Below are 25,717 nucleotides of genomic sequence, written 5' to 3' on the forward strand. Positions count from 1 at the left end.
TTCGATGGCGTGAGGCATCTGAGCCCCGCGGAGCGGGCCCGGCTCGGCAAGGCCGCCCGCAAAGTCACCCCGCTGGAATCCCACGCAGAGATCCACTCCGGAGACGGGCGCGATCCGGTGGCCGTCCTCGCGGGCGAGGACGCCACCCGGCTACCCGAGCTCGTGCCGATCCGCTACGGCCGGATGCTCGCCAATCCGTTGACGTTCTTCCGCGGCGCCGCCGTGCTCATGGCCGGCGACCTCGCCGGCACCGCGACGTCGGGCTTCCGCGCGCAGACCTGCGGGGACGCGCACCTGTCGAACTTCGGCATGTTCGCGTCCGCGGAGCGCACCCTGGTGTTCGACATCAACGACTTCGACGAGACCCTCCCGGGGCCCTGGGAGTGGGACGTCAAGCGACTCGTGGCGAGCCTCGCCGTGGCCGGCCGGCAGAACGGGTTCACCCGCAAGCAGCGCGACAAGATCGCGATCGGCGCCGGCGCCGCCTACCGCACGGCCATGCGCGAGTTCGCCGCCCGCACCAACCTCGAGGTCTGGTACGCACAGCTCGACGTGCAGTCCGTGCTCGAGCAGTGGCGCGAGATCCTGCCGCCGACGCAGGTGCGGCGCACGGAGGCGGCGCTGCGCAAGGCCAGGACCCGTGACAGCCTGCACGCCCTCGGCAAGCTCTCGGCGGTGGTCGATGGTCACCGCCGCATCATCGCGACGCCGCCGACGGTGGTGCCGGTCGAGGACCTGATGCCGAGCGCCTCGGCGGACGAGCTCTTCCGCTGGATGCAGGAGGTGGTCCGCGGGTACCGCGAGTCGCTCTCACCCGAGCGCCGGCACCTGCTCGCACAGTTCCAGCTGGTGCACATGGCCCGCAAGGTCGTCGGCGTGGGCAGCGTCGGCACCCGCGCCTGGGTGCTGCTGCTGCTGGGCCGCGACGACTCGGACCCGCTCTTCCTGCAGGCCAAGGAGGCCGGGGCCTCGGTGCTGGAGGAGTACGCGGGCGCGAGCGAGTACGCGCACCACGGCGAGCGGGTGGTCGCCGGCCAGCGCCTGATGCAGGCCAGCGGCGACATCTTCCTCGGCACGCACCGGGTTCACGGCGTCGACGGCCAGGTCCGCGACTTCTACATACGCCAGCTGCGCGACTGGAAGGGATCCGCGGTGGTCGAGGAGATGCCGCCGCGCGGGATGGCCACCTACGCGAGCATCTGCGGCCGGACGCTGGCGCGGGCGCACGCGCGGTCGGGGGACCGGATCGCGATAGCGGAGTACCTCGGTTCGAGCGACCGTTTCGAGAACGCCCTCGCCGCGTTCGGCGAGGCGTACGCCGACGTCAACGAGAAGGACTTCGACCTGTTGCAGGCCGCCGTGCGCGACGGGCGGGTGACGGTCAAGACCGGCGTCTGAGGCGCACGGGGCCGGAACCGGCCGGATCACCCCGGCGGGGTGAGGGCAGTCGGCCGGGCCCCGGCGATGCTGCTTGCCAACCGGATCCACGCGCCCCGAGGGGATCATGTCATGACGTTGCCCGCCCGAACCCCCCGTCCGGTCGATGCCGGAGTCCTCTGGGCCGGCGGGGTCGCCGCCGCCTTCGTCGCCGCGCTCATCGTGATCGTCGGCATCCTCTTCTGCCGGGGAATCCTGGACGTGCCCGTCCTCGCGCCCAAGGGCGAGGGGGTCTGGGGCGACGCGGACACGATCACGTACGCCGTCGGCGCGGCCGTCGCGGCGCTGCTGGCCACCGGCGTGATGCACCTGCTGCTGGTGTCGACGCCCAAGTCCGGCATGTTCTTCGCCTGGATCGTCAGCCTGTCGACGCTCGCGGCCATGCTCGCGCCGTTCGCCGTAAAGGCGTCCCAGGAGAGCCGGATCGCCACGGCCGTGCTCAACCTCGTGCTCGGTATCGCCATCGGCAGCCTGGTCTCCGGGTCGGCGCACAGCGCCGTACGGAAGGCCTCGTTCGGTACCAGGCCGCCGCTGCCGGGCCCCCCGTACCCGACCCGATGAGCCCGCAGGTGCAGGTCCCCGCGGAGCCGGCCACGACCGGCGCGCAGGTCTGGCTGGCCCGGGGCGCGTTCGCGCTGGCGTTCGCCGCGGCCGTCGTCCTGGTGGCGTTCGCCGGGGGTAGGAGCCTGATGATGGTGGCGGTCGTCGCCGGCGGCGTGGTCGTCTTCGTCGCCGCCGGGTACTGGGTCCTGGCCGGGCGCGGCGTGATCCGGGCGCTGGCCGCCGTGCTGGCGATCCTCGCGCCCGTCACCGTGCTCGTGCTCCACATCCGGGCGGGCCTGCTGTGGGTCGCCGTGCTGTCGCTCGCGTTGGTCGCGCTCGCGGTCCTCGCCGCGCGCGCCGCGCTGATGGTCGGCGGCGAGCGGATGACCACGTACGCCGTCGAGCCGGCGCGGCGCCCGTTCCTGATCATGAATCCGCGGTCCGGCGGCGGGAAGGTGACGAAGTTCGGGCTCAAGGAGAAGGCGGAGGCCATGGGTGCCGAGGTGGCCCTGCTGGACGGGCCGGGAACCGTCGACGTCGCCGTGCTCGCCCGCGACGCCGTCGCGCGGGGCGCCGACCTGCTCGGCGTCGCGGGCGGCGACGGCACCCAGGCACTTGTCGCCGGGATCGCGGCGGAACACGACCTGCCCTTCCTGGTCGTGAGCGCGGGCACCCGCAACCACTTCGCGCTGGACCTCGGCCTGGACCGGGAGGACCCCGCCGCCTGCCTCAACGGCCTGACCGACGGGGTGGAGCTGCGCGTCGACCTGGGCCGGATCGGTGACCGCACGTTCGTCAACAACGCCTCCTTCGGCGCGTACGCGGAGATCGTGCAGAGCGCGGAGTACCGCGACGACAAGACGCGCACCACGCTGCGGCTGCTCCCGGACGAGCTCGCCGGCCATCGCGGTGCCCGGCTCACGGCGCACATCGCGGATGTCACGATCGACGGCCCGCAGGCGGTGCTCGTCAGCAACGACCCGTACGGCTCGACCGACCTGGCCGGGCTGGGCCGCCGGGCGCGGCTGGACCTGGGCGTGCTGGGCCTGGTGGCGATCACGGTGTCGAACGCCCGGCAGGCCGTCGGCCTGCTGCGGCGCAGCCACCAGCGTGGGTTGATCAGGCTCACCGGCGCCGAGGTGGTCGTCGACGCCGACGCGCCCGAGATCCCCGTCGGCATCGACGGCGAGGCGATTCTGATGCCGACGCCGGTGCGCTGCACCACCGTGCCGCGGGTGCTGCGGGTGCGGGTACCCCGTGACCGGCCCGGCGTGCCACCGGCCAAGCCGGCCGTCGACTGGATCCGGCTGCGCCGGCTGGCCTTCGCCCGGCAGCCGGCGGATCGGTCGCCGACGCGCTGACCCGGCGCCGCGCCGTACGACCGGCCGTCATCCCGTGCGGGTGATGGCCACGTCGGCGTCGCCGTGCAAGGTGGTAGGGGCTTCGCCCGGCCTGATCCGCGGGCGAGGCTGCCGGGCCCGTCCGGCGCTGAGCAGAGAGGTCGGGTCTTTGGCCGACGTGGAGATCAAGAGGAAGGTCCGGCTCACCCGCAAACAGGCGGGGGAGCGGCTCATCACCCTGGGGAACGCGCTCGTCGCGGCGCCGGTGTCGGAGCTTGACTTCGACGGCGATTCGATCCGGTACACGGTCGCCGACGAGCTGGACTGGGAGTTCGAGCTGGAGGTCGACGGCAACGGGGTCGAGCTCGAGCTGGAGCTGAAGTGGTCGGCCGCCGCACCGGCGCACGCCGCCGCTGCGGCCGGGGCGAAGCGGGCCCGGGGCTCCCGTCGCGGCGGCGACGGCTGACTCCTCACGTCGTGTCTGCGATGTCCTCGTCGGTGATCCGGCGAACCTCCAGCAGTTGCAGTCCGAGATCGTGAATGCGGACCAGCAGCCCGAACAGGGCTGACTGGTCCGGCAGCGTGCCGTAGAGGACGGTCTGTGCCGGCTCGACGGTCATGTTGACGCCTTCGAGGTCGCGAACCAGGTCCGCCGGGATGGACCCGGACACCCTGAGCTGGTACAGCGCTCGCGCCGTCGGAACGGCGGGTCGCTCGGCTGGCGGGTTCATCTCACCACTGTCTTCTTGACCGGATCGCTGGGGATCGTCCTGGGCGGATGGTGTGAGAGATTTCCGGCTACGAGGACTCGAACTCCTGCCGGAACTCGAGGACGATGATGCGCGCCGCGGCCTCGATCAACGCCAGGTGGGAGAAGGCCTGTGGGAAGTTGCCGAGGTGGCGGCCGGTGGCCACGTCGAACTCCTCCGCGTACAGCCCCAGGGGTGAGGCGATCCGCAACAGGCGCTCCATCAGATCGCGTGCCCGCTGCTCCTCACGGACGATCGCCAGCGCGGAGACCAGCCAGAAGGAACAGATCAGGAACGAGCCCTCGCGGCCCGACAGGCCGTCGTCGGTCTCGCCCGTGCGGTACCGCAGCACGAAACCGTTCTCGGTCAGCCCGTCGGCGATCGCGTCGACCGTGGCGCGCAGGCGCGGATCGTCGTGCGGCAGGAATCCGAAGATCGCCGCGAGCAGCGTGGAGGCGTCCAGCGAATCGGTCTCGTAGTGCTGGCGGAGAACGCCGCCCTCGGTGACGCCGTTGGTGAGGATGTCCTTCTTGATCTCGTCGGCCGTCGCGCGCCAGCCGGCCGCCAGGCCGGCGTCCGAACGGATCTCGGCGAGCTTGGCGGCCCGGTCGAGCGCCACCCAGCACATCAGCTTGGAGGACACGTAGTGCTGGGGTGCGCCGCGTGCCTCCCAGATGCCCTGGTCCGGCTCCCGCCAGGCCGCCTCGGCGCAGCGCGCCTGCGTCTCGACGAGGGCCCACAGCCGGCGCGGCAGGCGCTGGCTGCGGCGGCTGTGCAGCAGGATCGAGTCCAGGACCGCACCGAAGACGTCGTTCTGCCGCTGGTCGAAGGCGCCGTTCCCGATCCGCACCGGGCGGGCGCCGGCATAGCCGGACAGGTCGTCACGGGTGGACTCGGTCAGGTCCCGGCGGCCGTCGATGCCGTACATGATCTGCAGGGAGCCGTCCTCGTTGGGCTCGAGGTCGGCGACGAACTGCATGAACTCGTCGGCTTCCCAGTCGAGGTTCAGGTAGTGCAGGGCCTGAAGGGTGAAGGTCGAGTCCCGCATCCACGTGTAGCGGTAATCCCAGTTGCGTTCGCCGCCGGGCGTCTCGGGCAGCGACGTGGTCAGCGCCGCGACCGTGGCGCCGGTCGGCATGTAGGTCAGACCCTTGATGACCAGCGCCGACCGCTGGATCGCCTCGCGCAGGCGATGATCGGGCATGCGGGCCCGGTCCAGCCAGGCGCGCCAGTAGCGGGTGGTGGCGGCGAGCCTGCGGCGGGCGTCGTCGACGTCGGGCACGGCGGACCGGTCCGCCGCCCACGACAGCGAGCAGTAGATCTCCTCGCCGACGGTCAGCGTGTGCCGGGCACGGGCCCGGTCGCCCTCCAGCCCGAGCGAGAGGTCGGTCTGCAGCCCGATCGTGCATCCGGCACCGGTGGCGTCGGCGGTGTGCCGGCGGTGGCCCTCGCCCATGGTCCAGTCGGCCGGCACCCGCCCGTAGTCGAACACCGGTTCGCAGACCAGCTCGACCTCGACGCTGCCCTCGAGGCAGCGGACGGTGCGCACGAGCAGGTGGTCGGCGTCGTCGTCGGCCGGCGGGCGGGTGTGCGGCGTCACCTCGTCCTCGTCGTCGTGCGGCCCCATCGTCAGGGCGTCGCGCACCTCGATCCAGCCGGTGGGCGTCTTCCACGTGGTGACGAGGATGTTCGTGCCGGGTTCGTACGTCCGGGCGGTCGGGTGATGGATGCCGAAGGGCCCGACCCGGAAGTAGCCGGCCTGCCGGTCGAGCAGGGTGCCGAACACGCTCGGTGAGTCGAAGCTCGGTACGCAGAGCCAGCCGACCGAGCCGTCCGGCGCGATCAGGGCACCGGTGTGGCAGTCGGAGAGGAACGCATAGTCGGCGATCGGGGTGAACGGCGAGGGTGCCGCCGCACTCTGCTCCCGTGGTCCGGGGGCGCTCACGAGGCCGCCCCGCTGCTTACCACCAGTTCGCGCACAGCGGCTCCATCTGTCGTGACTGACCTAGGATTGGGGATGACAGCCTCGCGGATCACCTGGCGGCGGCGCCTCATCCCGTACGGGTGGTCTCCCCCGAGGGGTCCGCTGAAGATCCGGCCGCGGATGTCCATCGGGATCATCCGGGCGGGGTGAGGGAGCGTGCTGCGCGTTTGGGGATGCTCACGGGGTCCGTGTGGCGGGAGACCGGCGCCGGACGATCCTGGGGAGGAGTGACGATGACGGGAGCGGGACTTCCACGGCTTGCCACGGACAGCCCGGCGGGGAGCACCGCGGGGAGCCTGTGGGCGCTCGACACGGAACCGGGCCTGCCGCCCGAATCCGACGCCTTCGTCCTGCTCGACGACCGCCTGACGCCGGTCTCTGAGGTGGTCGACGCCTATCACGCCGCCGTGGAGGAGCTCCGGGCGCTCAAGCGCGACCGCAGGAGGGTGGCGCGCAAGCTGCGCGCCGAGGCGGAGCTGCGCCCGTGGCAGGTCGAGCTCCTGAAGCTGCAGCGGCACCTCGAGACGCGCCGGATGCGCATGATCGTGCTGTTCGAGGGCCGGGACGCGGCGGGCAAGGGCGGCACCATCCGCCGGGTCACCCGCTACATGAACGAGAAGCACTACCGCGTGGTCGCGCTGGGCCGGCCGAGCGAGGACCAGCGGTCGCAGTGGTACTTTCAGCGTTACGCGGCGCAGCTTCCCGCCGGCGGCGAGATCGTCCTGTTCGACCGGAGCTGGTACAACCGCGCCATGGTGGAGCCGGTCTGCGGCTTCTGCACGCCGGAGGAGTACCAGCACTTCATGGGCGGCGTGACCGGCTTCGAGAAGGACCTGGTCCGGCAGGGCACGATCCTGGTGAAGCTCTACTTCAGCGTCACCAAGGAGGAGCAGCGGCGGCGTTTCGCCCGCCGCCACACCGACCCCCTGCGGCAGTGGAAGTTCAGCGAGATCGACTCGCAGGCCCAGGACCGCTGGGACGAGTACACCTACCGCAAGTACGAGATGATCAAGAGGACCGGCACCGCGAGCGCGCCCTGGGTGATCATCAGATCCGGCGACAAGCAGCGCGCCCGGCTGAACGCGATGAAGGTCATGCTCAACGCGGTCGACTACGAGGGCCGCAGCACCGAACTCGACTTCGAACCCGACCGCGGGGTCGTGCTCTCCGGCGAGCGGGAGATCGCCCTGATGGAGGCCGAGCGCGCCCGCAGCGGCAGCTTCACCAGCTGACCTGGCTAAGGTGAGATCCACTCACCGTCTGCCAGGGAGACCCATGCAGCATCAGATGTTCGTGGACGGCGCCTGGATTCCCGCGCGCTCCGCAGCAACCACCGTCGCGACCAGCCCGGCGACCGGTGAGCCACTCGGGACGGTCCCGGACGGCGACCGTGCGGACGCCCGCGCGGCGATCGCGGCGGCGCGGCGTGCCGCCGACGGGTGGGCGCGGCTGTCCGCGTTCGACCGGGCGGCGATGCTGCACCGGGTCGCCGACGTGATCGAGACCCGCCGGGACGCCCTGGCCCGGACGCTCACCCTCGACCAGGGCAAGCCGCTGCGCGCGGAGGCCTACGACGAGGTGGACGAGCTGGTCACGTACTGGCGGATGGCCGCGGAGGACGGCAAGCGGCTGGGCGGGCTGCTGCCGAACTCGTCGAGCGCCGGGAAGCGGGCTCTGCTGATCCGCCGCCCGCGTGGCGTCGTCGGCGTCATCACGCCGTGGAACTGGCCGTACACGATGCCCGCGGAGCTGATCGCGCCGGCGCTGGCCGGCGGCAACACGGTGGTCTGGACCCCGGCCCCGTCGACGGCGGTCTCCGCCGTCGCGCTGGCCGGCTGCCTCGCGGAGGCCGACCTGCCGCCGGGCGTGGTCAACCTGGTGACCGGCCCCGGTCCGGTGGTGGGTGACGAGATCGCCCGCAACCCCGGCACGGACGCGGTCGCGTTCATCGGCTCGACGGCCACCGGCCGGCTGGTGGCCGCCGCGGCGGCCGGCAAGGCGACGCTGCTGGAGATGGGCGGCAACGGCCCGATCGTGGTGCTGGCCGACGCCGACCTGGACCGGGCGGTCGAGGGTGCCCTGCTGGCCTGCTTCCTGTGCGCCGGCCAGAGCTGCACCGCCGGCGAGCGGCTGCTGGTGCACGAGGCGGTCCGCGAGGACTTCGCCGGCCGGCTGGCCCGGGCCGTGCGGGAACGGGTCCGGCTGGGCGACCCCCTCGACGACGCCACCACCATGGGCCCGCTGAACAACGCCGCGGTCGCGGCCAAGATGGACGATCACGTCGCCGACGCGGTACGCCGCGGCGCGACGGTGCTGACCGGCGGCGCCCGCGCCACCGGCCTCCCCACCGACCTCTACTGGCCGGCGACCGTCCTCGACGGCGTGCCGGCGGACGCCGCGGCCGCCACCGAGGAGACGTTCGGCCCGATCGCGCCGATCGTCGGCATCGGCTCGCTGGACGAGGCGATCCGGCTGACCAACGCCTCCCGGTACGGGCTGCTCGCCGCCGTCTACACCGCCGACCTGGCCGCCGGGCTCGCCTACGCGGACGCCGTCCGGACCGGCTGGGTCAACATCAACGAGTCCACGAACTACTGGGAGAGCCACCTGCCGTTCGGCGGGCGGTCCGGCTCCGACAGCGGGATCGGCCGGGTCGGCGGCGCACACCCGATGGAGGCCTTCACCGAGCTGCAGACGGTGATCATCGGCTGAACCGTTACTGCTCCCAGACGGCGGCGGGCGACTCGGCCTCCTCGAACACCAGCAGCGTGCGCGTGTTCACGACGCCGGGCATGCCCTGGATCACGTTCAGCACCAGGCGGCCGAGATCGGCGTTGTCCCGGGCCCGGACCAGCAGGATCGCGTCGAACTCGCCGCCGACCCAGGCGATGTGCACGACGCCGGGCAGCGCCCGCAGCCGTTCGCCGACCACCCGCCACTCCGCCTGCTGCAGGTTCACCGTGACGTAGGCCGAGGTGCCGAGGCCCGCCGCGACGGGATCGATGTCGGCGCGGAAGCCCCTGATCACGTTCGCGGCGCGGAGGCGCTCCACCCGGGCGTACGCGTTGGCCCGGGAGATGTGCAGGCGCTCGGCCAGGGTGCGCATCGACATCCGCCCGTCGCGGGTGAGCTCCGCGAGGATCTGCCGGTCGATCTCGTCGAGAGGGCTGGCCACTTGTCTCGTCCTCCTCGCTCGTGCGCCGCTCCGACTGGACGTCTGGTCGGCAATCAGGCGGCTCTTGAATACATCTTCTCGGTTTTTCCGCGCCTATGGCATCCGATTGGTCGGACAATCACCATGGCTCCATGACAGGTGATCTGCACCACCTCTTGCCGTCGGAGCCCGTCATGCTCATCGACGCGCACGGGCGGCCGGCCGAAGCCGCCGGGTACGCCCTCCCGGACGGCGCGGACCTGGTCCGCGCCTTCGACGCCCTGGTGACCGCCCGGCGGTTCAACGACCAGGCGTACGCGCTGGTCCGGCAGGGCCGGCTGGCCGTGTACCCCTCGTCGCACGGGCAGGAGGCCTGCCAGGTCGCCGCCGCGCAGGTGCTGGCCGACGGGGACTGGCTCTTCCCGACCTACCGCGACACGGTCGCCGCGATGGGCCGGGGCGTCGACCCGGTCGAGGCGCTGACGCTGCTCAAGGGCGACTGGCACTGCGGGTACGACCCGACCGAGCACCGGGTGGCCCCGCACGCCACGCCGCTGGCCACCCAGCTTCCGCACGCGGTCGGCGTCGCGCACGCCGCGCGGCTCAAGGGCGAGCCGACCGTCGCCATGGCGATGTGCGGCGACGGCGGCACCAGCGAGGGCGACTTCCACGAGGCGCTCAACTTCGCCGCCGTCTTCCGGGCCCCGGTCGTGTTCTTCGTGCAGAACAACGAGTACGCCATCAGCGTCCCGCTCGCCCGCCAGTCCGCCGCGCCGTCGCTGGCGCACAAGGGCGTCGGCTACGGCGTGCCGGGACGGCGCGTCGACGGCAACGACATGGCCGCGCTGCTCGCCGTCCTCGGCGACGCGGTCGCGCGGGCCCGGGCCGGCGAGGGCCCGCAGCTGGTCGAGGCGCACACCTACCGGATGCAGGCGCACACCAACGCCGACGACGCCACGCGCTACCGCAGCGACGCGGACGTCGCGGCCTGGGTCGAGCGCGACCCCATCACCCGCCTCGAACTGCACCTGCGGGAGCGCGGCCTGCTGACCGACGCGCAGCGGGCGGACTTCGCGGCGCGGGCCGAGCGGGTTGCGGAGCACGTTCGCGACGGCCTCAACCGCGACGTCGAGCCCGACCCGTCGATGCTGTTCGCCCACGTGTACGCAGCACCCACCCAGCAGCTGGCGGAGCAGGCCGCCCTGGTCGCCGACGAGCTGGACCGCGAAGGAGCGCCGCGATGACCGCGACCGGCACCGCCCACGAGAAGCTGACGATGGCGCAGGCGCTCAACCGCGCGCTGCGCGACGCGATGACCGAGGACCCGTCGGTCGTGACCTTCGGCGAGGACGTCGGCCCGCTCGGCGGCGTCTTCCGGATCACCGACGGCCTCACCGCCGACTTCGGCGAGGACCGGTGCTTCGACACGCCCCTCGCCGAGTCCGCCATCGTCGGCGTGGCGATCGGCATGGCGATGAACGGCATGCGCCCGGTCGTGGAGATGCAGTTCGACGCGTTCGCCTACCCGGCGTTCGAGCAGATCTTCAGTCACGTGGCGAAGATGCGTAACCGCACCCGCGGGCGGGTCACGCTGCCCATGGTGATCCGGGTGCCGTACGCGGGCGGCATCGGCGGCGTCGAGCACCACTGCGACTCGTCGGAGGCGTACTACGCGCACACGCCCGGGCTGCACGTGGTCGCCCCGGCGACGCCGGCCGACGCGTACGCGCTGCTGCGGGAGGCCATCGCCTCGCCCGACCCCGTGATCTTCCTCGAGCCGAAGAAGCTCTACTGGAGCAAGGAGGAGGTGGAGCTGCCCGTGCGGGCGCCCGGCATCGGCCGGGCCGTCGTGCGCCGCGAGGGCACCGACGCCACGCTCATCGCGTACGGCCCGTCCGTGCCGGTCGCGCTCGAGGCCGCCGAGGTGGCCGCGCAGGAGGGCCGCAGCCTGCAGGTCGTCGACCTGCGCTCGATCGTGCCGTTCGACGACGAGACCGTGTGCGCCGCCGTGCGCTCCACCGGCCGCGCCGTGGTCGTCGCGGAGGCGTCCGGGTTCGCCAGCGTGTCCTCGGAGATCGTCGCCCGGGTCACCGAGCGGTGTTTCCACTCCCTCGCCGCGCCGATCCGGCGCGTGACCGGATTCGACATCCCGTACCCGCCGCCGAAGCTGGAGCACTTCCAGCTGCCCGGCGTGGACCGCGTCCTCGACGCCGTCGACGACCTGCAGTGGGAGGACCGATGACCGAGCAGATCTTCCTGCTGCCCGACCTCGGCGAGGGGCTCACCGAGGCGGAGGTCGTGCGCTGGCTCGTCGCCGAGGGCGACACCGTCGCCGTCGACCAGGCCGTTGTGGAGGTCGAGACCGCGAAGTCGCTGGTCGAGGTGCCGACGCCGTACGCCGGCCGGGTCGCGACCCGGCACGCCGGCGAGGGCGTCACGCTCGAGGTCGGCCGGCCCCTGCTCACGGTGACCGCGCTCGTACCCGAGGCCGAGGCCTACCGCGAGGAGGAGCAGGCCGGCTCCGGCAACGTCCTGATCGGCTACGGAACCTCGGGTGGCGCGGTCACGACGAGGCGCCGCCGCCCGCGGGCGGGTTCCGGCCCGGCCCCGGCGCGGCCCGCGGCCGCGCCGTCGCGAGCGCCGCTGGTGGTCTCGCCGCTGGTGCGCCGGCTCGCCCGCGAGGGCGGGCTCGACCTGCGGACGGTCGAGGCGACCGGGCCCGGCGGCCTCATCGTCCGGGCCGACGTCGAGCGGGCGCTGTCACGCACCGAACCCGCACAGCCCCGCCACGAGGAGGCGGCGGCGCCGGGGGAGCGGCGGGTACCCCTCAGCGGCTTCCGCAGGGCGGTCTCGGCGGCGCTGACGCGCAGCCGTGCCGAGATCCCCGAGGCGACCGTGTGGGTCGACGTCGACGCCACCCGGCTCTGGCAGCTGCGCGAGAGCACCCCCGGACCCGGGCTGCTGGCGTACATCGCCCGCTTCGTGGTCGCGGGCCTGCGGCAGTACCCGATGCTCAACGCCCGCGTGGACACCGAGCGGCAGGAGATCGTCGAGTACGACGGGATCAACCTCGGCGTCGCCGTGCAGGGCGAGCGCGGGCTGGTCGTGCCCGCGGTCATCGGCGCCGAGGCGATGACGACCGCGCGCCTCGACGAGGAGATCCGGCGGGTGACGGCCGCCGCGCGCGAGGGCCGTGCCACGGCGCGGGAGCTGGCGGCGGGTACGTTCACGCTCAACAACTACGGCGGCTTCCGGGTCGACGGCAGCGCCGCGATCATCAACCACCCGCAGGTGGCGATCCTGGGCTTCGGCCGGATCATGGACCGGCCCTGGGTCGTGGACGGCGAGCTGTGCGTCCGGAAGATCACGCAGATGAGCTTCGTCTTCGACCACCGCGTGTGCGACGGCGGCACGGCGGCCGGCTTCATGCGCAGCGTCGCGGACGCGATCGAGGACCCGGCGTCCGCCATCGCCAGACTCTGACGCCCCGGCCCACCCGGCCGCCGTCCTGATGAGTTCTCGCGCCCGTACCCGTCACACCTACGGCGGGACATGACGAGGGCGGAAGGATGACGTGATGGGTGCGGATACGCGGCTGGAGGAGCTGGGCGTGGGAGGTCTGGGCGCAAGCGGGCTGGGCGAGGTCGACGAGCCGGCGTTCTCGGGGCTGGCACGGCGGCACCGGCGGGAGCTGCACGTGCACTGCTACCGGATGCTCGGGTCGTTCGAGGACGCCGAGGACACCGTGCAGGAGACGTTCCTGCGTGCCTGGCGGCGGCGGGAGACCTTCGAGGGCCGGTCGACGTTCCGGGCCTGGCTGTACCGGATCGCCACCAACGCCTGCCTGGACCTGCTCGCCAAGCGCCGCCCGGAGCCCGCGACCGGCGGCGAGGTGCTGTGGCTGCAGCCGTACCCGGACCGGCTGCTCGACGAGCTGCCCGCGGGCGACGCGGACGCGCCGGAGACCGTCGCCGTCGCGCGGGAGACGATCGAGCTGGCGTACCTGGTCGCGGTCCAGCACCTCGCGCCGCGCCCGCGGGCCGTGCTGATCCTGCGGGACGTGCTCGGCTGGCCGGCGAGGGACGTCGCGGAGCTCCTCGGTGACTCCGTCAACTCCGTGAACAGCGCGCTGCAGCGGGCCCGCGCCGGCATGCGGGAGCACCTGCCCGCCGAGCGTCAGGACTGGACCGGCGGGGAGGGGGACGCCGGGACGCGCGAGCTGGTGCGCCGCTTCACCGACGCCTGCGTGGACAAGGACCTCGACGGGCTCGCCGCCCTGCTGCGGGACGACGTCCGCTGCTCGATGCCGCCCACGCCGGGCCTGCACGTCGGCCGCGACGCGGTGGTGCACGACTGGGTCGGGGACGGCTTCGAGGACCTTGGGCGCCTGCGCGCGGTTCCCACCCGCGTGAACCGGCAGCCCGCCGTCGCCTTCTACCTCTGGCGCGAGCAGGAGGGCGCGTACCTGCCGCTGACGATCGACGTCCTGCGCGTCACCGGCGGGGCGATCGCCGAGATCGTCACGTTCCACGACGACCGGTTCCCCCGCCTCGGGCTGCCGGAGCGCCTGCCGGCGGACGGCACGGAGTAACGACATGAACAGCATGAGTGACACCGGTGTCGCCGCGGGCCCGGCATCGGGCCGCACCGGCTACCCTCACCGGCTCCGCGGGCTCGCCGGCTCCGGCCTCGTCGCCACGCTCGCGGCGATGGTGGCCACCACCCTGGCCGCCGCGCTGGCCCGGGCCGCCGGCGTCGACTTCGAGGTTCCCGACGGCGGCGAGACGATCCCGTTGTCCGGGTTCGCCGTGGTGACCGGCTTCTTCTCGATCGTGGGCGTCGTCATCGCCGCCGCTCTGCTTCGCTGGAGCGCCCGCCCCGCCGGGCGATGGGTGTGGACGGCGGTGTCGCTGACCGTGATCTCGCTGGTGCCGCCCCTGCTCGCCGGGGCGGACACCGCCACCACCACTGCCCTCCTGGTGTTACACCTCGTCCCCGCGACGGTAATGATCCCCACCCTGGCGCGGAGCCTGCGCACCCGGACCGAACGCTGATCCGGCTCCCGCGCGGCGGCTTGAGCCGGGATCCGACCCCTCGGGTCGATGTCCGGCTCAAGCCGCGCCAGGACCCGCTCGCAGCCGGGCCCTGACACCTACCGCATCGTCACCCCGGTGACCGGACGGTTCCGGCCCTCTCCCACATCGCGGTGTACGCCTCGGCGCCGTTCATCAGGTCCCGGCGCAGCAGGGGCGCGTCGGATCCCGCCTGCTGGATCATGTCGGTGACCCAGTCGGCGTAGAGGCCGTACTGCGCGACGCCGTCGGTGTTGAGGTCGAAGGTCCGGCCACCCATGACGTGCCTCGCGACGGTGGTGCCGTTGGGCGCGGTGAACGGGTAACGCAGGGGGTTCGCCCCGGCGTCCGGGCGCGGTGCCGCCTGCTGGCCGAGGCCGTTGACGTCGCTGCCGACGCCGTAGCCGTCGATCCGGTCACCGTTGGCGAGCGCCCGGTTGGCCCGCCACTCGCCGACGAAGCCCGGCACCGGGCCCGCGTAGCCGGCGGCGAAACCGCCGAGGCCCAGGATCCGGTTCACGACCGTCTGGTCGGACCAGCTGTGCACCGAGACCACGGCCGGGTACCCGGCCCGTTCGGCGAGGTCCAGGACGTCTGTCGCGGTCCGTATTCCCATGTGGTCGATGTGGATGACCATGCCGAGGTCCATCATCCGGTTGATCAGGTACGTGCCCAGCGGCGTCAGGCCCCGGGTGTTGCAGATCGGCCCGCTCGGGTAGACGGGTGCGATCGTGCCCGCGGGCAGGTTCAGCCCGCCGAGCGACAGCAGTCTCGCGATGTCGTCGCTGACCAGGGGCTGGGTGTTGTCGGCGGGTCCGGTGCAGGAGGTGGCGGTCCACCAGTGTCCGGTGGAGATGAGGTTGCCGATGTTGACGGCCGCGGCGTTGAGCCCGGAGTCGAAGCGGGTGCCGCCGAACGCGTTGTCGAACTTGTGCACCGGGTAGAGCCCGCTCACCCCCACCGCCCGCAGCTCCTCGAGGCCCGCGTCGATGTCGGCGGTGGTGCACTGCGGCACGCCCCGGACCTCCCGGCAGCCGAACAGTTCCGAGCTCTCCACCCCGATGGTGACGGCGAGCTTGCCCTGCGCCGCGATCTGCCGGACCTCGGCCGGTGTGGCGGCCAGCCGGAACCAGCCGCGGCCCGGCCCGCCGCTCTGCGCGTCCACGTAGTCCTGGATGGACCTGAGGTACTCGACCTGGATCCGGATCTGCGCGGTCTCGTCACAGGGCGTGCTGCGCAGCGGATAGAGCCCGCAGATCACCCGGTTCGCCACCAGCAGCGCGTTGAGCACCCGCTCGCCGGAGCGCCAGGCCCGCTCGATGCTGCGGAAGTACGCCTGCTCGTGCAGCAGGGTGTCGCGCTGCGGCCAGCCGCCGAAGCTCGGCCAGCCGTCCGGAGCCGCGTTGAACGGGTCGGTGCCGCCGACGAACGCCTCGAAGAACGCGCCGACGCCGAAGGCGCCGTGCGAGGGGCACCCCCCGAGCGCGACCTCGACACCACCGGGCGCGACGACCTCGCCGCAGCGCAGTTCGCCGCCGAACGCGGCCGCGGAGGTCGGGTGCGCGTGCGCGTCGATCCAGCCGACGAGCCGCCCGTCGGCGTCGACGCCGGGTGCGGCCGTACCGGTGACCGCGGTCTCGATGTCGCGTACCGCCGAGCAGCCGTCGGCGGGGCCGGCGGCGAGGGTCGCCGAGCCGGCGCCGACGCTGCCCAGGAAGGAACCGAGCTGCTGGCCGGTGGCGGTGGAGACCAGCCGGTACCGGCTGTCGGCGGAGCCCACGGTCCAGTCCGCGCGGCCGCCGTACCTGCTGCCGGCCAGGACGAACCCGATGACGCTCTGGTAGGCGAAGGCGCTGGTGGAGTCGCGCACGGTGTACCGGCCTAGCGCGGTGGCGTCGAACCGGAAGGGCTCGGCCGCGGACCGGTTGCCGGTGAAGCCGTAGCCGAGTCCCGCGCGTTTGAGGTAGCCGAGCGAGCTGGAGCCGTGGAAGGCCTGCAGGGTCACGCAGGCGTCGTCGAGTTCGTAGGCCGGGCTCCACGCCGTGGCGGCCGCCGCGGCGGTGGGGGACGCGGTGACGAGCAGGAGGGAGACGCAGGCGGCGGGGAGCGCCCGCCGGATGAGGGATGGCAGTGGCATGTGGCACCTGTCCTCGGATCGATCTTCATTGATCTACCAGGCGGGCACGGCGGCTGATGCGCTCGCATCGAGCCACGTCCGGCCACCGGCGTTCCGGTCTGAGTGGTGTCAGGCGGTGACGACGGTGCTGGTCAGCGCGGGGCTGGGGCTCGTGAAGCAGCTCGTGGGTACGTCGATCGAGGTGAACAGGACCCTGACGTTCGCGGTGAAGGTCAGGCCCGGATCGGTGTAGGAGGTGCCGGCCAGGGTGGAGACGATCGCGCTCCCGGCCGGCGCGGTGGCCGTCACGGCGAGGTGGATCCGAGGAAGCTGGACGGTGGATCCGCCGGCGAGCGGTCCCGGCACGGTGACGGTCACCATCCCCGCGCTCTCGGACGCCGTCGGGACACCCGTACCGAGGTTCGATCCGCCGGTGAGCGTCACGCCGCGGAAGGCGGCACCGGCCGGTACGGGTGTGCTGACCTTCAGGTTCTTGATGTGCCGAACTGTGTACCCGCCGGTCGACGACGGGATCGTCAGGGGTTGGGGCTCGGCCACGATCTCGAAGTCGGATCCGATCGGGACGCTCTCGGGGGCGGAGCCGGTGATGGGCGTGTCCAGGCTCAGCTGTTGCGGACCGCCGATCGGTGGCCGCGCCTGGCAGTCCCAGGTCACAGGTGTCGGCGCGGCGACGGCGGGAGAACCGAGGCTCAGAACCGCGACCATGCCGAGCACGCCGGCGGCGAGAGGGATACGGAGCGCGTGGGTCATGGCGACCTCCTTGTCGAAGGGCTCGGGGGAGCCCTCCCGGGCATCATCAGCAGCCCTCCAGATCGATACAAGTAAATGAACGAAAATTGTTCATGTTTTGCCACCATGTGAACCTACCGGCATCGGTGACGGCGGCCGCCCGGCCATGACGACGGGGCGCCGGTCGCTCTGTGACGCTTGCGGTGGACCCCGCGGTCGAGGTCGCCGAGTCGTTGCGGAGTGGGGCCCGGGAACGGCGGAGTCCGCCCCGCCGGCGAGGGCGGGGCGGACTCGGTGGAGCCGTCGTTCAGTGTGCGATGACGGGCGCGGCGTCCGGGTCGACGGCGAGCGGGCCGGTGCGGAGCAGCAGCCCGGAGACGACGGCGCAGACGACGAAGAGTCCGGCCGACCACCAGAAGACGGTGTGGTAGCTGTCCATCGCGGCCAGCGCCGCCGTCTGCGGGCCGGGGGTCCGGCCGGCCAGGTAGTCGGCGGCGGCGGTGGCGGCGAACGAGCTGAGCAGCGCGGTGCCGACGGAGCCGCCGATCTGCGACGCGGTGTTGATCATCGCCGAGGCGACGCCGGCGTCCTGGTGCCGCACGCCGGAGGTGGCCGTGTTCTGGGTGGGCGCGAAGATCAGGCCCATGCCCAGGCCCATGAGGATCAGGCCGGGCAGCACGCCGGTGGCGTAGCTGGAGTCCAGGCCGAGGCGGGTCAGGTAGAGCATGGCGGCGGCCGCGGCGAGCGCGCCGATCGGCACCAGCGGGCGCGGGCCGATGCGCGGGGTGAGCGTGGACCCGACGGTGGTCGCCGTCAGCATGACGCCGCCGAGCATGGGCAGGAAGGCGAGCCCGGTCTGCACCGGGGTGAAGCCGAGGGTGTTGGTCAGGTAGAAGGTGAGGAACAGCATCACGCCGAACATGGCGGCGCCGGCGACGGCGAGCGCGGCGTAGGCGCCGCCGCGGTTGCGGTCGAGCACGACCCGCAGCGGCAGCAGCGGGTTGGCGACGCGGCGTTCGATCACGACGAACGCGATGAGCAGGGCGACGCCGGCGCAGATGAAGCCGTAGGTCGCCGGGTCGCTCCAGCCGTCGGTCTCGGCGTTGCCGAGTCCGTAGACCAGCGCGACCAGGCCGCCGACGGAGGTGAGGACGCCGGGCAGGTCGAGGCGGGCGCGGGCCCGGACGGGCTCGTCGTGCAGCTTCAGCGTCGCGCCGACCACCGCCGCCGCGGCGATGATCAGGTTGACGTACAGGCACCAGCGCCAGGAGGCGTACTCGGTGAGTACGCCGCCGAGCAGCAGGCCGACGGCGCCGCCGGCGCCGGAGATGGCGCCGAAGATGCCGAAGGCCTTGCCGCGTTCGGCCGGATCGGTGAACGTCGTCGACAGCAGGGACAGCGCCGCCGGCGCGAGCGCGGCACCGAACGCGCCCTGCAGGACCCGGGCGGCGATCAGCAGTTCGATGCCCTGCGCGGCGCCGCCCAGCGCCGACGCGACGGCGAAGCCGACGAGGCCGATGACGAACATCTTCTTGCGGCCGAGCGAGTCCGACAGGCGTCCGCCGAGCAGCAGCAGGCTGCCGAAGGCCAGCGCGTAGCCGGTGACCACCCACTGCCGGCCGGAGTCGGAGAAGCCGAGGTCGCGCTGGGCGGTGGGCAGGGCGATGTTCACGATCGTGGCGTCGAGGACCACCATCAGCTGCGCCATGGCCAGCACCACGAGCGCCCACCAGCGACCCGCGTGCCGGTCCGGCGTCGCGGGCGCGACGGCCGGCTTGGCGGTGGGCCTGGGCCGTCGGGTCTTGGCGGTGGAGGCGGGTCGTTTGGACTTGCCGCCGGACCTGGGTCGTTTGGCCTTGCCGGCGGACCTCGGTCGTTCGGTGGTCGTCGTCATCCTGGCCCTTCGCGGCGGCGGTCAAGTTGAGGTGCCTGCTCCGTATCGGGCCGGCGGCAACGAAGCTGAGGAGTTGTCTCCATTTGTTACGCTTGGTCACATGGCCGTTACGGAAGGTCAGGTCACGCCCGGCGCGCCCCGGCCGCTGCGCCGCGATGCGGAGCTCAACCGCACGCGCATCATCGAGGCGGCCCGCGAGGTGTTCGCGCTCCGCGGCCTCGCCGCGACGCTCGACGACGTGGCCCACCGCGCCGGCGTCGGCATCGGCACCGTGTACCGCCGCTTCCCGACGAAGGAGGCGCTTGTCGAGGTGGCGCTCGAGGACCGGCTCGAGGAGCTGGCCGGGCTCGCCGAGACGGCCCTGCTGGCGCCGACGGCGTGGGAGGGCCTGACCATGCTCCTGTGCCGCATCACCGACCTGCACGCCGCCGACCGCGGGCTGCGCGACGTCGCGCTCGGACCCCCGCGCCGGGCCCGCGTCAGTGAGCGGATGGCGCCGCCGGTCCGGCGGCTCGTCGAGCGCGCGCAGGCCGAGGGGACGCTGCGCGCCGACTTCGACGTGCACGACATCCCGCTGCTCCTGATGATGATCAGCGAGGTCGCGCATCACAGCGAACAGTTCCGGCCGGACACCTATGTCCGCTACCGGCAGCTGCTGCTCGACGGACTGCGCGCCGCACCCTCGACCGGCGACCTCGGCGCGCCGTTGACCCTGGAGGACGTGCACGCCATCGTCGCCCGGTGGCTGCCGAACCACGAGCCACGCCACGTCGACCAGGGCGGATAGACCTCAGAGGACCGCCGCGACCCCGTCGGCACGCGGGTCGCTGCCCGCGGCGAGCGCGCCGCCCCGCAGCCGGGCCAGCTGGACGTGACCGGCCCCGTCGTGCGGCGCCGCGGTGGTGGCGACCGCCAGTCCGAGCGAGGCCGCGACGGCGGCGAGGCCGTCGGCGCCGGGCACGCCCGGCTCCAGTACCAGGACCGGCCGCTCGTAGCCGTCGATGATCCAGCGCGGCCGGCCCACGACGGCGGCCGGGTCCGCCGCGGCCAGCGCGTCCGCGGCGACCTGGGCCAGGATCCACGGCTGGGAACGGCCGCCCTGGCAGCCGAGCGCGAGCACGGTGTCGCCGGTGACGGCCACCGTGGGGCACAGGGTGTGCGGTGGCCGCGCGCCGGCCGCGAGGCGGCCGGGGTGCGCCGGGTCGAGGCTGAACATCGAGCCGCGGCTGTGCAGCACGACGCCGGTGTCCGGCTCGAGCAGCCCGGCGCCGAAGCTCTGGAACACGCTCTGGATCAGCGAAACCGCGGTGCCGTCCGCGCCGACGGCGGTGACCGCCACCGTGTCGCCGGTGGGGCGCGGCCCGGAGCCGGCCGGGTACACCGGCCGGTCGCCGCGCAGCAGCAGTCCGGGGAGATCGACCGGGCCGGTACGCGGGTCACCGAGCAGCGCGTCGCGGGCCAGCCGGGCGCGCTGCGCGTCGGCCAGCGGCCGCTCGGATCCGACGACGGCCAGGAACGTCGCGCCCTGGCTGGGCGGGGGAGGCGCGGACCAGTCGGCGCCGTGCGCGTGCGCGGTCAACGGCGCGGTGGTCTCGGCGCGGTGCGCGGCGAGGTCCGCCACGGACAGCGGGCTGCCGAGCCGCCGCAGGCCGGCCGCCAGGCGGTGCCCCAGCGGACCCCGGTAGAAGGTCTGCCAGTCGCCGGCCAGCGCCCGCAACGAGGCGGCCAGCGCCGGCTGCCTCAGCAGGTCGCCCTCCCGCGCGGCGCCGAGCACGGCCGAGAGACCCGGATCGGCGCGGATGGCGGCGCGGCAGCCCCGGATCGCCCGCGCCAGCCCGGCGCTGACCGGCGCGCCGTCGCGGGCGAGCGCGATGGCCGGGCCGAGCCGGTCGGCCCAGCCGAGCCGGGCCCCGAGCGCGGCCACCGCGGCCCAGCCCGCCACCACGCCTGGCACGGTCACCGTCAGCGGGCCGCTCGCCGGCATCCGGGTGCGCCCGCCCGCGCGCAGGGCGTCCACGTCGGTCGCGGCGGCCGCCGCGCCGAGCGACAGCACCGCCCGGGGCCGGCCGCCGGCAGGCCGGACGACGGCGGTGAGGTCGCCGCCGATCGAGCACTGATGCGGGTAGACGACGGTCAGGGCGGCGGCCGCGGCCAGCGCGGCATCGAGCGCGTTGCCACCGGCGGCCGCCGCCGCCCGGCCGGCCTCGACGGCCGCCGGATGCGGTGCGGCCAGCGCGATGTCGTACACACCGCGACCGTACCGGGCGGGAGCTGAACGGTCAGCTGTGCGTGACCTGGCCGGGCTGCCAGGATGACCGTCATCGCGGTGCACCTCGGTCGAAGGGGAGCGGATGACACTCGAACGCCAGGCGCTGGTCGTACGTGGAGGCTGGGACGGCCATGAGCCGGTCGAGGCCACCGAGCTGTTCATTCCGTACCTGCGCGAGCGGGGTTTCGCCGTGCGGGTGGCGGACTCGCCAGCGCCGTACGCCGATCCCGGTCTCATGGGCGGCGTCGACCTGGTCGTGCAGTGCGTGACCATGTCGACGATCGCGCCGGCGGAGATCGCCGGCCTGACGGCCGCGGTCGAGGCCGGGACCGGCCTGGCCGGCTGGCATGGCGGGATCGTCGACTCCTACCGCGCCAGCGCGGACTACCTGCGGCTCGTCGGCGGGCAGTTCGTCGCGCACGCCGCGCGCCGCGGGCCCGGCGAACGGACGGACGAACAGTCCGACAACTACGTCGCGCACCGGATCACGATGACGCTGGCGGCCGCGGAGCATCCGATCACCGCGGGGATCGCCGACTTCGACCTCGAGACCGAGCAGTACTGGGTACTCACGGACGACTACGTCGACGTCCTGGCCACCACGACCACCGCCGTGCGCCCGTGGGCGGCCTGGAACCGGCCGGTCACCGCGCCGGCGATCTGGACCCGCCGGTGGGGCCGGGGCCGGGTCTTCGTCGCGACGCCCGGCCACAAGGTCGAGGTACTGCGCGACCCGAACGTCCGGACGATCGTCGAGAGGGGCCTGCTGTGGGCGGCGCGTTGAGGGTCGGCGTCGTGGGCGCCGGCAAGATCAGCGGTCAGTACGGCGCGACGATCTCCCGGCTTCCCGAGCTGGCGGTGACCGCGGTGGCGGACCTGGACCCGCAGCGGGCGCACGGGCTGGCCGGTCAGCACCCCGGCGCCCGGGTGATGGACCTGCCGGAGCTGCTCGCGGCCGAGGACGTCGACGTCGTCCTGAACCTGACCACACCGGCCGGGCACGCGGCCGTGGCGCTCGCGGCGATCTCGGCCGGCAAGCACGTGTACGGAGAGAAGCCGCTGGCCGCGGAGAGCACCGACGGAAGGGCCATCGCCGACGCGGCGGCCGCCGCCGGGGTGCGTGCCGCGTGCGCACCCGACACCGTGCTGGGCACCGGCGTGCAGACGGCGCGGGCGGCCCTGGAATCCGGCGCGATCGGTGCCGCCCTCGCCGCGACGGCCTTCATGACCGTGCCGGGCCACGAGCGGTGGCACCCGGACCCGGAGTTCTACTACCAGCGGGGCGGCGGGCCGCTGCTGGACATGGGCCCCTACTACCTGACCACGCTGGTGCACCTGCTCGGGCCCGTCCGCCGCGTCGCGGGCATGTCGTCGCGGCCGCGCAACGAACGGACCATCGCCGACGGCCCGCGCGCCGGCACGTCGTTCCCGGTCGACGTCGACAGCCACGTGACCGGACTGCTGGAGCACGAGGGCGGCGCCCTGACCACGATGATCATGAGTTTCGACATCTGGGCGACCCGCCTGCCGTTCATCGAGGTCTACGGCTCGGCGGGCTCACTGTCCGTGCCGGATCCCAACCGCTTCGCCGGCGACGTGCGGCTGCACCCCGCCGCCGCGGAGAGCTGGACCACCCTGGAACCCAGCGCGGGCTACGCCGGCGCGGGCCGCGGCGTCGGGCTCCTCGACCTGCACGACGCCCTGGCGGAGGACCGCTCGCACCGCACCGGCGTCGACGTCGCGCTGCACGTCCTCGACGTCATGGAGTCGATGCAGGCGAGCGCGCGCAGCGGCAGCTCGGTCGCGGTGACCACGACCTGCCGCCGGCCGGAACGCATCGACGGCGTCATCGAGCTGGCCTGAGCTCCACCGGCGTCATCGCGTCGAGCAGGGCGTCGACGCCGGTGGTGGCGAAGCCGACCCGGGCGTCGCCGGCGCCGTACGGCAGCCAGAGCAGGCCGGCGTGGATCAGCGCGCCGCAGGAGTACATGACGTTGGGCACGTAGCCCTCGCGCTCGTTGCCGCCGGGCGCGAGCAGCGGGTCGGCGAGCTCGGCGATGACGCGCTCGGGGTGGTGCAGGTCGAGCAGGATCGCGCTGATCACGTAGCGGCGCATCGTGCCGACGCCGTGGGTGAGCACCAGCCAGCCGGCATCGGTCTCGATGGGCGAGCCGCAGTTGCCGGTCTGGGTCAGCTCCCAGCCGCGGCGCGGACCGTGCAGCGGCACGGGCGCCCGCCAGCGGGCGTCCGAATCGAGGACGGTCAGGCCGATGGTCTCGCCGTCGGTGCGGCACAGGGCGAGCCGCCGGCCGGCGACCATGCGGGGGAACAGGGCGACGCCCTTGTTGCGCGCGCCGGGGCCGCGCATGGGCGCGATCTGGAAGTGCCGCAGGTCCGCGGTGCAGAGCGTCCTGGTGGCGATGGCCCGCCCGTCGTACGCGGTGTAGGTGGCCTGGTAGACCGGCACGCCGTCCTCGCCGACGAACCGTACGAAGCGGGCGTCCTCCATGCCGCGGCTCTCCATCGCGTTGGCCGGCCAGAGCACCCGCTGGTGCAGCAGGGTGTCCGCGGGGAAGGCGGCAGCGTAGCTGCCGGCATTCATGCGGCGCAGCTGTTCCAGGGTCTCCATGGCGTTCTCGCGGCTGTGCAGGTCGCTCGGCAGCTCGCCGATGACGTCCTCGAAGGTGACGTCGTCGAAGTGCTCGGGCAGCGAGCTGAGCAGGGCCGCCGACACCTCGTTGTCCCAGCCCGCGTCGACCATGCCCGCCGCGAGCAGGTCCCGCCGGTGGCGGGCCTCCGCCCGGTCGCCGGCGAACAGCGGCCCGGTCCGCTCGGCGACCGCCAGCTCGGTGCCCGGGCCCAGTACGGCGGTGACGAAGCCGATCGACGACAGGTGCCCCTCGCCGATCTGCCGGACGCTGACGGCGGCGCGCAGCTGCCCGGCGCCGAGGCCGGACTGGTCGGGGTGCGCGACGATGGACGGGTTGCACAGGGCGGCGGCCTCGACGGCGTACTCGTGGGTGAAGTAGGCGCCGACCAGCAGCCGGTGGTTCGGCGACAGGTCGTCGGCCCGGTCCGCACGGTGCCGGACCAGCTCGAAGTGGTGCAGGAAGGTGCCCGCCAGGTCGCGGTGGCGCCCCGCGAACTCCGCGACGGTCTCGTCGAGCAACCGTTCGACCTCGTCGCCGGGCAGGTCGGCGATGCGGTCGATGAGGGCGTGCGCGCGGGTGCGTACCACGGCGGCGTCCTCGCCGGGTACGAACAGCTTGACGATGACCCGGCCCGGATCGGGGGTCAGCGTCAGGCTCTGCCGTTCCGCGAGCGGGGCAGCCGGACGCTGAGAACCGGGACTGGGCACCATGGCCGGCCTTCCAATGGTCGATCGTGGTACATGGACCGGCCCGGTGTTGCTGCGGCAGGCGTGTCCACCGTACCCAGCGGCCCCGCCGTCCGACGGCGCTTTCAGACGTCCGCGCGCGGCGACGGCCGCGTCGTGGGGCGGGCCGCCGCGCGGCACCGGGCGCCGAGCTCGCGCAGCCGCGCGCTGTCGCGCGCGGACTCCTCCAGGGCCGCCTGCGCTACGGCGGCGGCCTCGCGGGCCGCGGCGTCGGAGGCCTCCCGCGCCGCCTCGTGCGCGGCATGGGCCTGGTCGGCCTCCGCGACGAGCCGCAGGTCGGCGGGGTCGGCGCGGCGCGCCTCGCGCAGGGCCGACCACCGGTCCCAGGCTAGGCGCTCGGCGTCGTGTGCGGCGCGCTGTGCGCAGAGGGCGGCCTTCGTCGACGCCGCCCTGGCCGCGGCCCAGATCTCGATCGCGGCGCTGAGCGCGCGGTGCGTGGCCCGCAACTGCTGTGCCTCGGCCCGCAGCGCCGCGACGTCGGATCCGCTGCGCCTCGTTGACTCGGCCATGATCGTTCGCCTCTGTCGACGTTGTCCGGTGACGACCACCGGAATCCTACCGGCACCCGGCCGCGAAGTGCCTGTGCTCCGCGTTCCGGCACGGTCGAGGGCCCCGGCGCCAGCGCCGGGGCCCGGGATCATCGGGTCTGAAACACCATTTACCGACAGTCGCGTCGGGTTGTCGTATCCGCACCGGCCGCCTGTGACGGCAGCGGATGCGGGGATCGCTCATGCGTGACCGGAGACCACCTCTCGTTCGATGGATACTGCGGTGTCCGCCCGACCTCAGACGAGTCGATGGCGGGCGATCCAACGGTGTACGGCCCTCCCTTTCCTCGGTTCATCTTCTCCGGGATGTTCCCCCTTGCGCCGGTGACGGAGCCCTCCACCGCTTTCCTGGCCCCATCACGTGCGGCTGGTGCGCGGAGCCGGGCGGAACCCTCGGGGGCGTGGGCCCCTGCTCGACTCCAGTTGGTGCCCGTCGTGACCGCACGGCCGGGCACCGCGTCCGC

23 protein-coding genes are annotated in these 25,717 nt (G+C 73.4%); 14 read left to right on the forward strand and 9 right to left on the reverse strand.

Going from position 1 to position 25,717, the window contains the following annotated elements:
• The first annotated feature begins 9 nt into the window (after positions 1-9).
• From AB0B58_RS27265 to AB0B58_RS27280, 4 genes are all read left to right on the forward strand, one after another.
• Positions 10-1,398 carry a DUF2252 domain-containing protein gene (locus tag AB0B58_RS27265; RefSeq protein ID WP_360229272.1) on the forward strand — a complete coding sequence of 463 codons (1,389 nt, stop codon included), beginning with the start codon at positions 10-12 and terminating at the stop codon, positions 1,396-1,398.
• Between the two features lie 111 nt (positions 1,399-1,509).
• The gene (locus AB0B58_RS27270; RefSeq protein ID WP_360229274.1) at positions 1,510-1,998 is read left to right on the forward strand and encodes a DUF6069 family protein; all 489 of its coding nucleotides are present in this window, start codon (positions 1,510-1,512) and stop codon (positions 1,996-1,998) included.
• An 8-nt stretch (positions 1,999-2,006) separates the two neighbouring features.
• Positions 2,007-3,341 (forward strand): diacylglycerol kinase family protein, encoded by a 1,335-nt coding sequence (locus AB0B58_RS27275; RefSeq protein WP_360229276.1) that lies wholly within the window; start codon positions 2,007-2,009, stop codon positions 3,339-3,341.
• Positions 3,342-3,498: 157 nt separating this feature from the next.
• Positions 3,499-3,786 (forward strand): amphi-Trp domain-containing protein, encoded by a 288-nt coding sequence (locus AB0B58_RS27280; protein WP_360229393.1) that lies wholly within the window; start codon positions 3,499-3,501, stop codon positions 3,784-3,786.
• 4 nt (positions 3,787-3,790) lie between these two features.
• On the opposite strand, the gene AB0B58_RS27285 is transcribed toward AB0B58_RS27280, so the two are convergent.
• Positions 3,791-4,051, reverse strand: a complete 261-nt coding sequence (locus tag AB0B58_RS27285; RefSeq protein WP_184995105.1) for a hypothetical protein — start codon at positions 4,049-4,051, stop codon at positions 3,791-3,793.
• Positions 4,052-4,118: 67 nt separating this feature from the next.
• Positions 4,119-6,014, reverse strand: a complete 1,896-nt coding sequence (locus AB0B58_RS27290; protein ID WP_360229278.1) for a glycoside hydrolase family 15 protein — start codon at positions 6,012-6,014, stop codon at positions 4,119-4,121.
• 272 nt (positions 6,015-6,286) lie between these two features.
• Here AB0B58_RS27290 and ppk2 point away from each other — a divergent pair, with 272 nt between their 5' ends.
• Both ppk2 and AB0B58_RS27300 read left to right on the forward strand, forming a co-directional pair.
• On the forward strand, positions 6,287-7,285 hold the full coding sequence (ppk2, locus tag AB0B58_RS27295) for a polyphosphate kinase 2 (RefSeq protein WP_360229280.1): 999 nt from the start codon (positions 6,287-6,289) through the stop codon (positions 7,283-7,285).
• A 43-nt stretch (positions 7,286-7,328) separates the two neighbouring features.
• Entirely contained in the window at positions 7,329-8,765 is a 1,437-nt protein-coding gene (locus tag AB0B58_RS27300) for an aldehyde dehydrogenase family protein (RefSeq protein WP_360229282.1), read from the forward strand.
• Between the two features lie 4 nt (positions 8,766-8,769).
• On the opposite strand, the gene AB0B58_RS27305 is transcribed toward AB0B58_RS27300, so the two are convergent.
• The gene (locus AB0B58_RS27305) at positions 8,770-9,228 is read right to left on the reverse strand and encodes an Lrp/AsnC family transcriptional regulator (protein WP_360229284.1); all 459 of its coding nucleotides are present in this window, start codon (positions 9,226-9,228) and stop codon (positions 8,770-8,772) included.
• A gap of 131 nt (positions 9,229-9,359) precedes the next feature.
• On the opposite strand from AB0B58_RS27305, the gene AB0B58_RS27310 reads away from it, so the two are divergent.
• The 5 genes from AB0B58_RS27310 to AB0B58_RS27330 all read left to right on the forward strand — a co-directional run bounded on the left by AB0B58_RS27310 (position 9,360) and on the right by AB0B58_RS27330 (position 14,261).
• A complete protein-coding gene (locus tag AB0B58_RS27310; protein ID WP_360229286.1) occupies positions 9,360-10,451 on the forward strand; it encodes a thiamine pyrophosphate-dependent dehydrogenase E1 component subunit alpha in 1,092 nt (363 codons plus the stop codon).
• A gap of 26 nt (positions 10,452-10,477) precedes the next feature.
• Positions 10,478-11,449 (forward strand): alpha-ketoacid dehydrogenase subunit beta, encoded by a 972-nt coding sequence (locus tag AB0B58_RS27315; RefSeq protein WP_360229395.1) that lies wholly within the window; start codon positions 10,478-10,480, stop codon positions 11,447-11,449.
• Entirely contained in the window at positions 11,446-12,690 is a 1,245-nt protein-coding gene (locus AB0B58_RS27320; RefSeq protein ID WP_360229288.1) for a dihydrolipoamide acetyltransferase family protein, read from the forward strand. Before AB0B58_RS27315 ends, AB0B58_RS27320 begins: the two co-directional genes overlap by 4 nt.
• 94 nt (positions 12,691-12,784) lie before the next feature.
• A complete protein-coding gene (locus AB0B58_RS27325; RefSeq protein ID WP_360229290.1) occupies positions 12,785-13,798 on the forward strand; it encodes an RNA polymerase subunit sigma-70 in 1,014 nt (337 codons plus the stop codon).
• A 4-nt stretch (positions 13,799-13,802) separates the two neighbouring features.
• On the forward strand, positions 13,803-14,261 hold the full coding sequence (locus AB0B58_RS27330; protein ID WP_360229292.1) for a DUF6069 family protein: 459 nt from the start codon (positions 13,803-13,805) through the stop codon (positions 14,259-14,261).
• A gap of 109 nt (positions 14,262-14,370) precedes the next feature.
• Here the strand turns inward: AB0B58_RS27330 and AB0B58_RS27335 are convergent, their stop codons facing one another.
• The 3 genes from AB0B58_RS27335 to AB0B58_RS27345 all read right to left on the reverse strand — a co-directional run bounded on the left by AB0B58_RS27335 (position 14,371) and on the right by AB0B58_RS27345 (position 19,039).
• A complete protein-coding gene (locus AB0B58_RS27335) occupies positions 14,371-16,416 on the reverse strand; it encodes a hypothetical protein (RefSeq protein WP_360229294.1) in 2,046 nt (681 codons plus the stop codon).
• A 108-nt stretch (positions 16,417-16,524) separates the two neighbouring features.
• Positions 16,525-17,166 (reverse strand): cyclodehydratase, encoded by a 642-nt coding sequence (locus AB0B58_RS27340; protein WP_360229296.1) that lies wholly within the window; start codon positions 17,164-17,166, stop codon positions 16,525-16,527.
• A gap of 286 nt (positions 17,167-17,452) precedes the next feature.
• Positions 17,453-19,039, reverse strand: a complete 1,587-nt coding sequence (locus AB0B58_RS27345) for an MFS transporter (protein WP_360229298.1) — start codon at positions 19,037-19,039, stop codon at positions 17,453-17,455.
• Positions 19,040-19,139: 100 nt separating this feature from the next.
• On the opposite strand from AB0B58_RS27345, the gene AB0B58_RS27350 reads away from it, so the two are divergent.
• On the forward strand, positions 19,140-19,826 hold the full coding sequence (locus AB0B58_RS27350) for a helix-turn-helix domain-containing protein (protein ID WP_360229300.1): 687 nt from the start codon (positions 19,140-19,142) through the stop codon (positions 19,824-19,826).
• A 3-nt stretch (positions 19,827-19,829) separates the two neighbouring features.
• Here the strand turns inward: AB0B58_RS27350 and AB0B58_RS27355 are convergent, their stop codons facing one another.
• Positions 19,830-21,287, reverse strand: a complete 1,458-nt coding sequence (locus AB0B58_RS27355; RefSeq protein WP_360229302.1) for a gamma-glutamyltransferase — start codon at positions 21,285-21,287, stop codon at positions 19,830-19,832.
• 103 nt (positions 21,288-21,390) lie between these two features.
• Between AB0B58_RS27355 and AB0B58_RS27360 the strand changes: the two genes are divergently transcribed.
• Together AB0B58_RS27360 and AB0B58_RS27365 are read left to right on the forward strand one after the other, a co-directional pair.
• Complete coding sequence (locus AB0B58_RS27360) at positions 21,391-22,092, forward strand: ThuA domain-containing protein (RefSeq protein ID WP_360229304.1); 702 nt, start codon at positions 21,391-21,393, stop codon at positions 22,090-22,092.
• Positions 22,077-23,171: a Gfo/Idh/MocA family oxidoreductase gene (locus AB0B58_RS27365; RefSeq protein WP_360229306.1), complete on the forward strand. Its 1,095-nt coding sequence runs from the start codon at positions 22,077-22,079 to the stop codon at positions 23,169-23,171. The genes AB0B58_RS27360 and AB0B58_RS27365 overlap by 16 nt, the downstream gene beginning before the upstream one ends.
• Here AB0B58_RS27365 and AB0B58_RS27370 read toward each other — a convergent pair.
• Entirely contained in the window at positions 23,155-24,669 is a 1,515-nt protein-coding gene (locus AB0B58_RS27370; RefSeq protein ID WP_360229308.1) for a glycosylase, read from the reverse strand. The genes AB0B58_RS27365 and AB0B58_RS27370 overlap by 17 nt on opposite strands.
• A 101-nt stretch (positions 24,670-24,770) precedes the next feature.
• Positions 24,771-25,214: a hypothetical protein gene (locus tag AB0B58_RS27375; RefSeq protein ID WP_360229310.1), complete on the reverse strand. Its 444-nt coding sequence runs from the start codon at positions 25,212-25,214 to the stop codon at positions 24,771-24,773.
• Positions 25,215-25,717: the final 503 nt, after the last annotated feature.

This window comes from Actinoplanes sp. NPDC049118 (assembly GCF_040648555.1).
Lineage (GTDB): Bacteria > Actinomycetota > Actinomycetes > Mycobacteriales > Micromonosporaceae > Actinoplanes.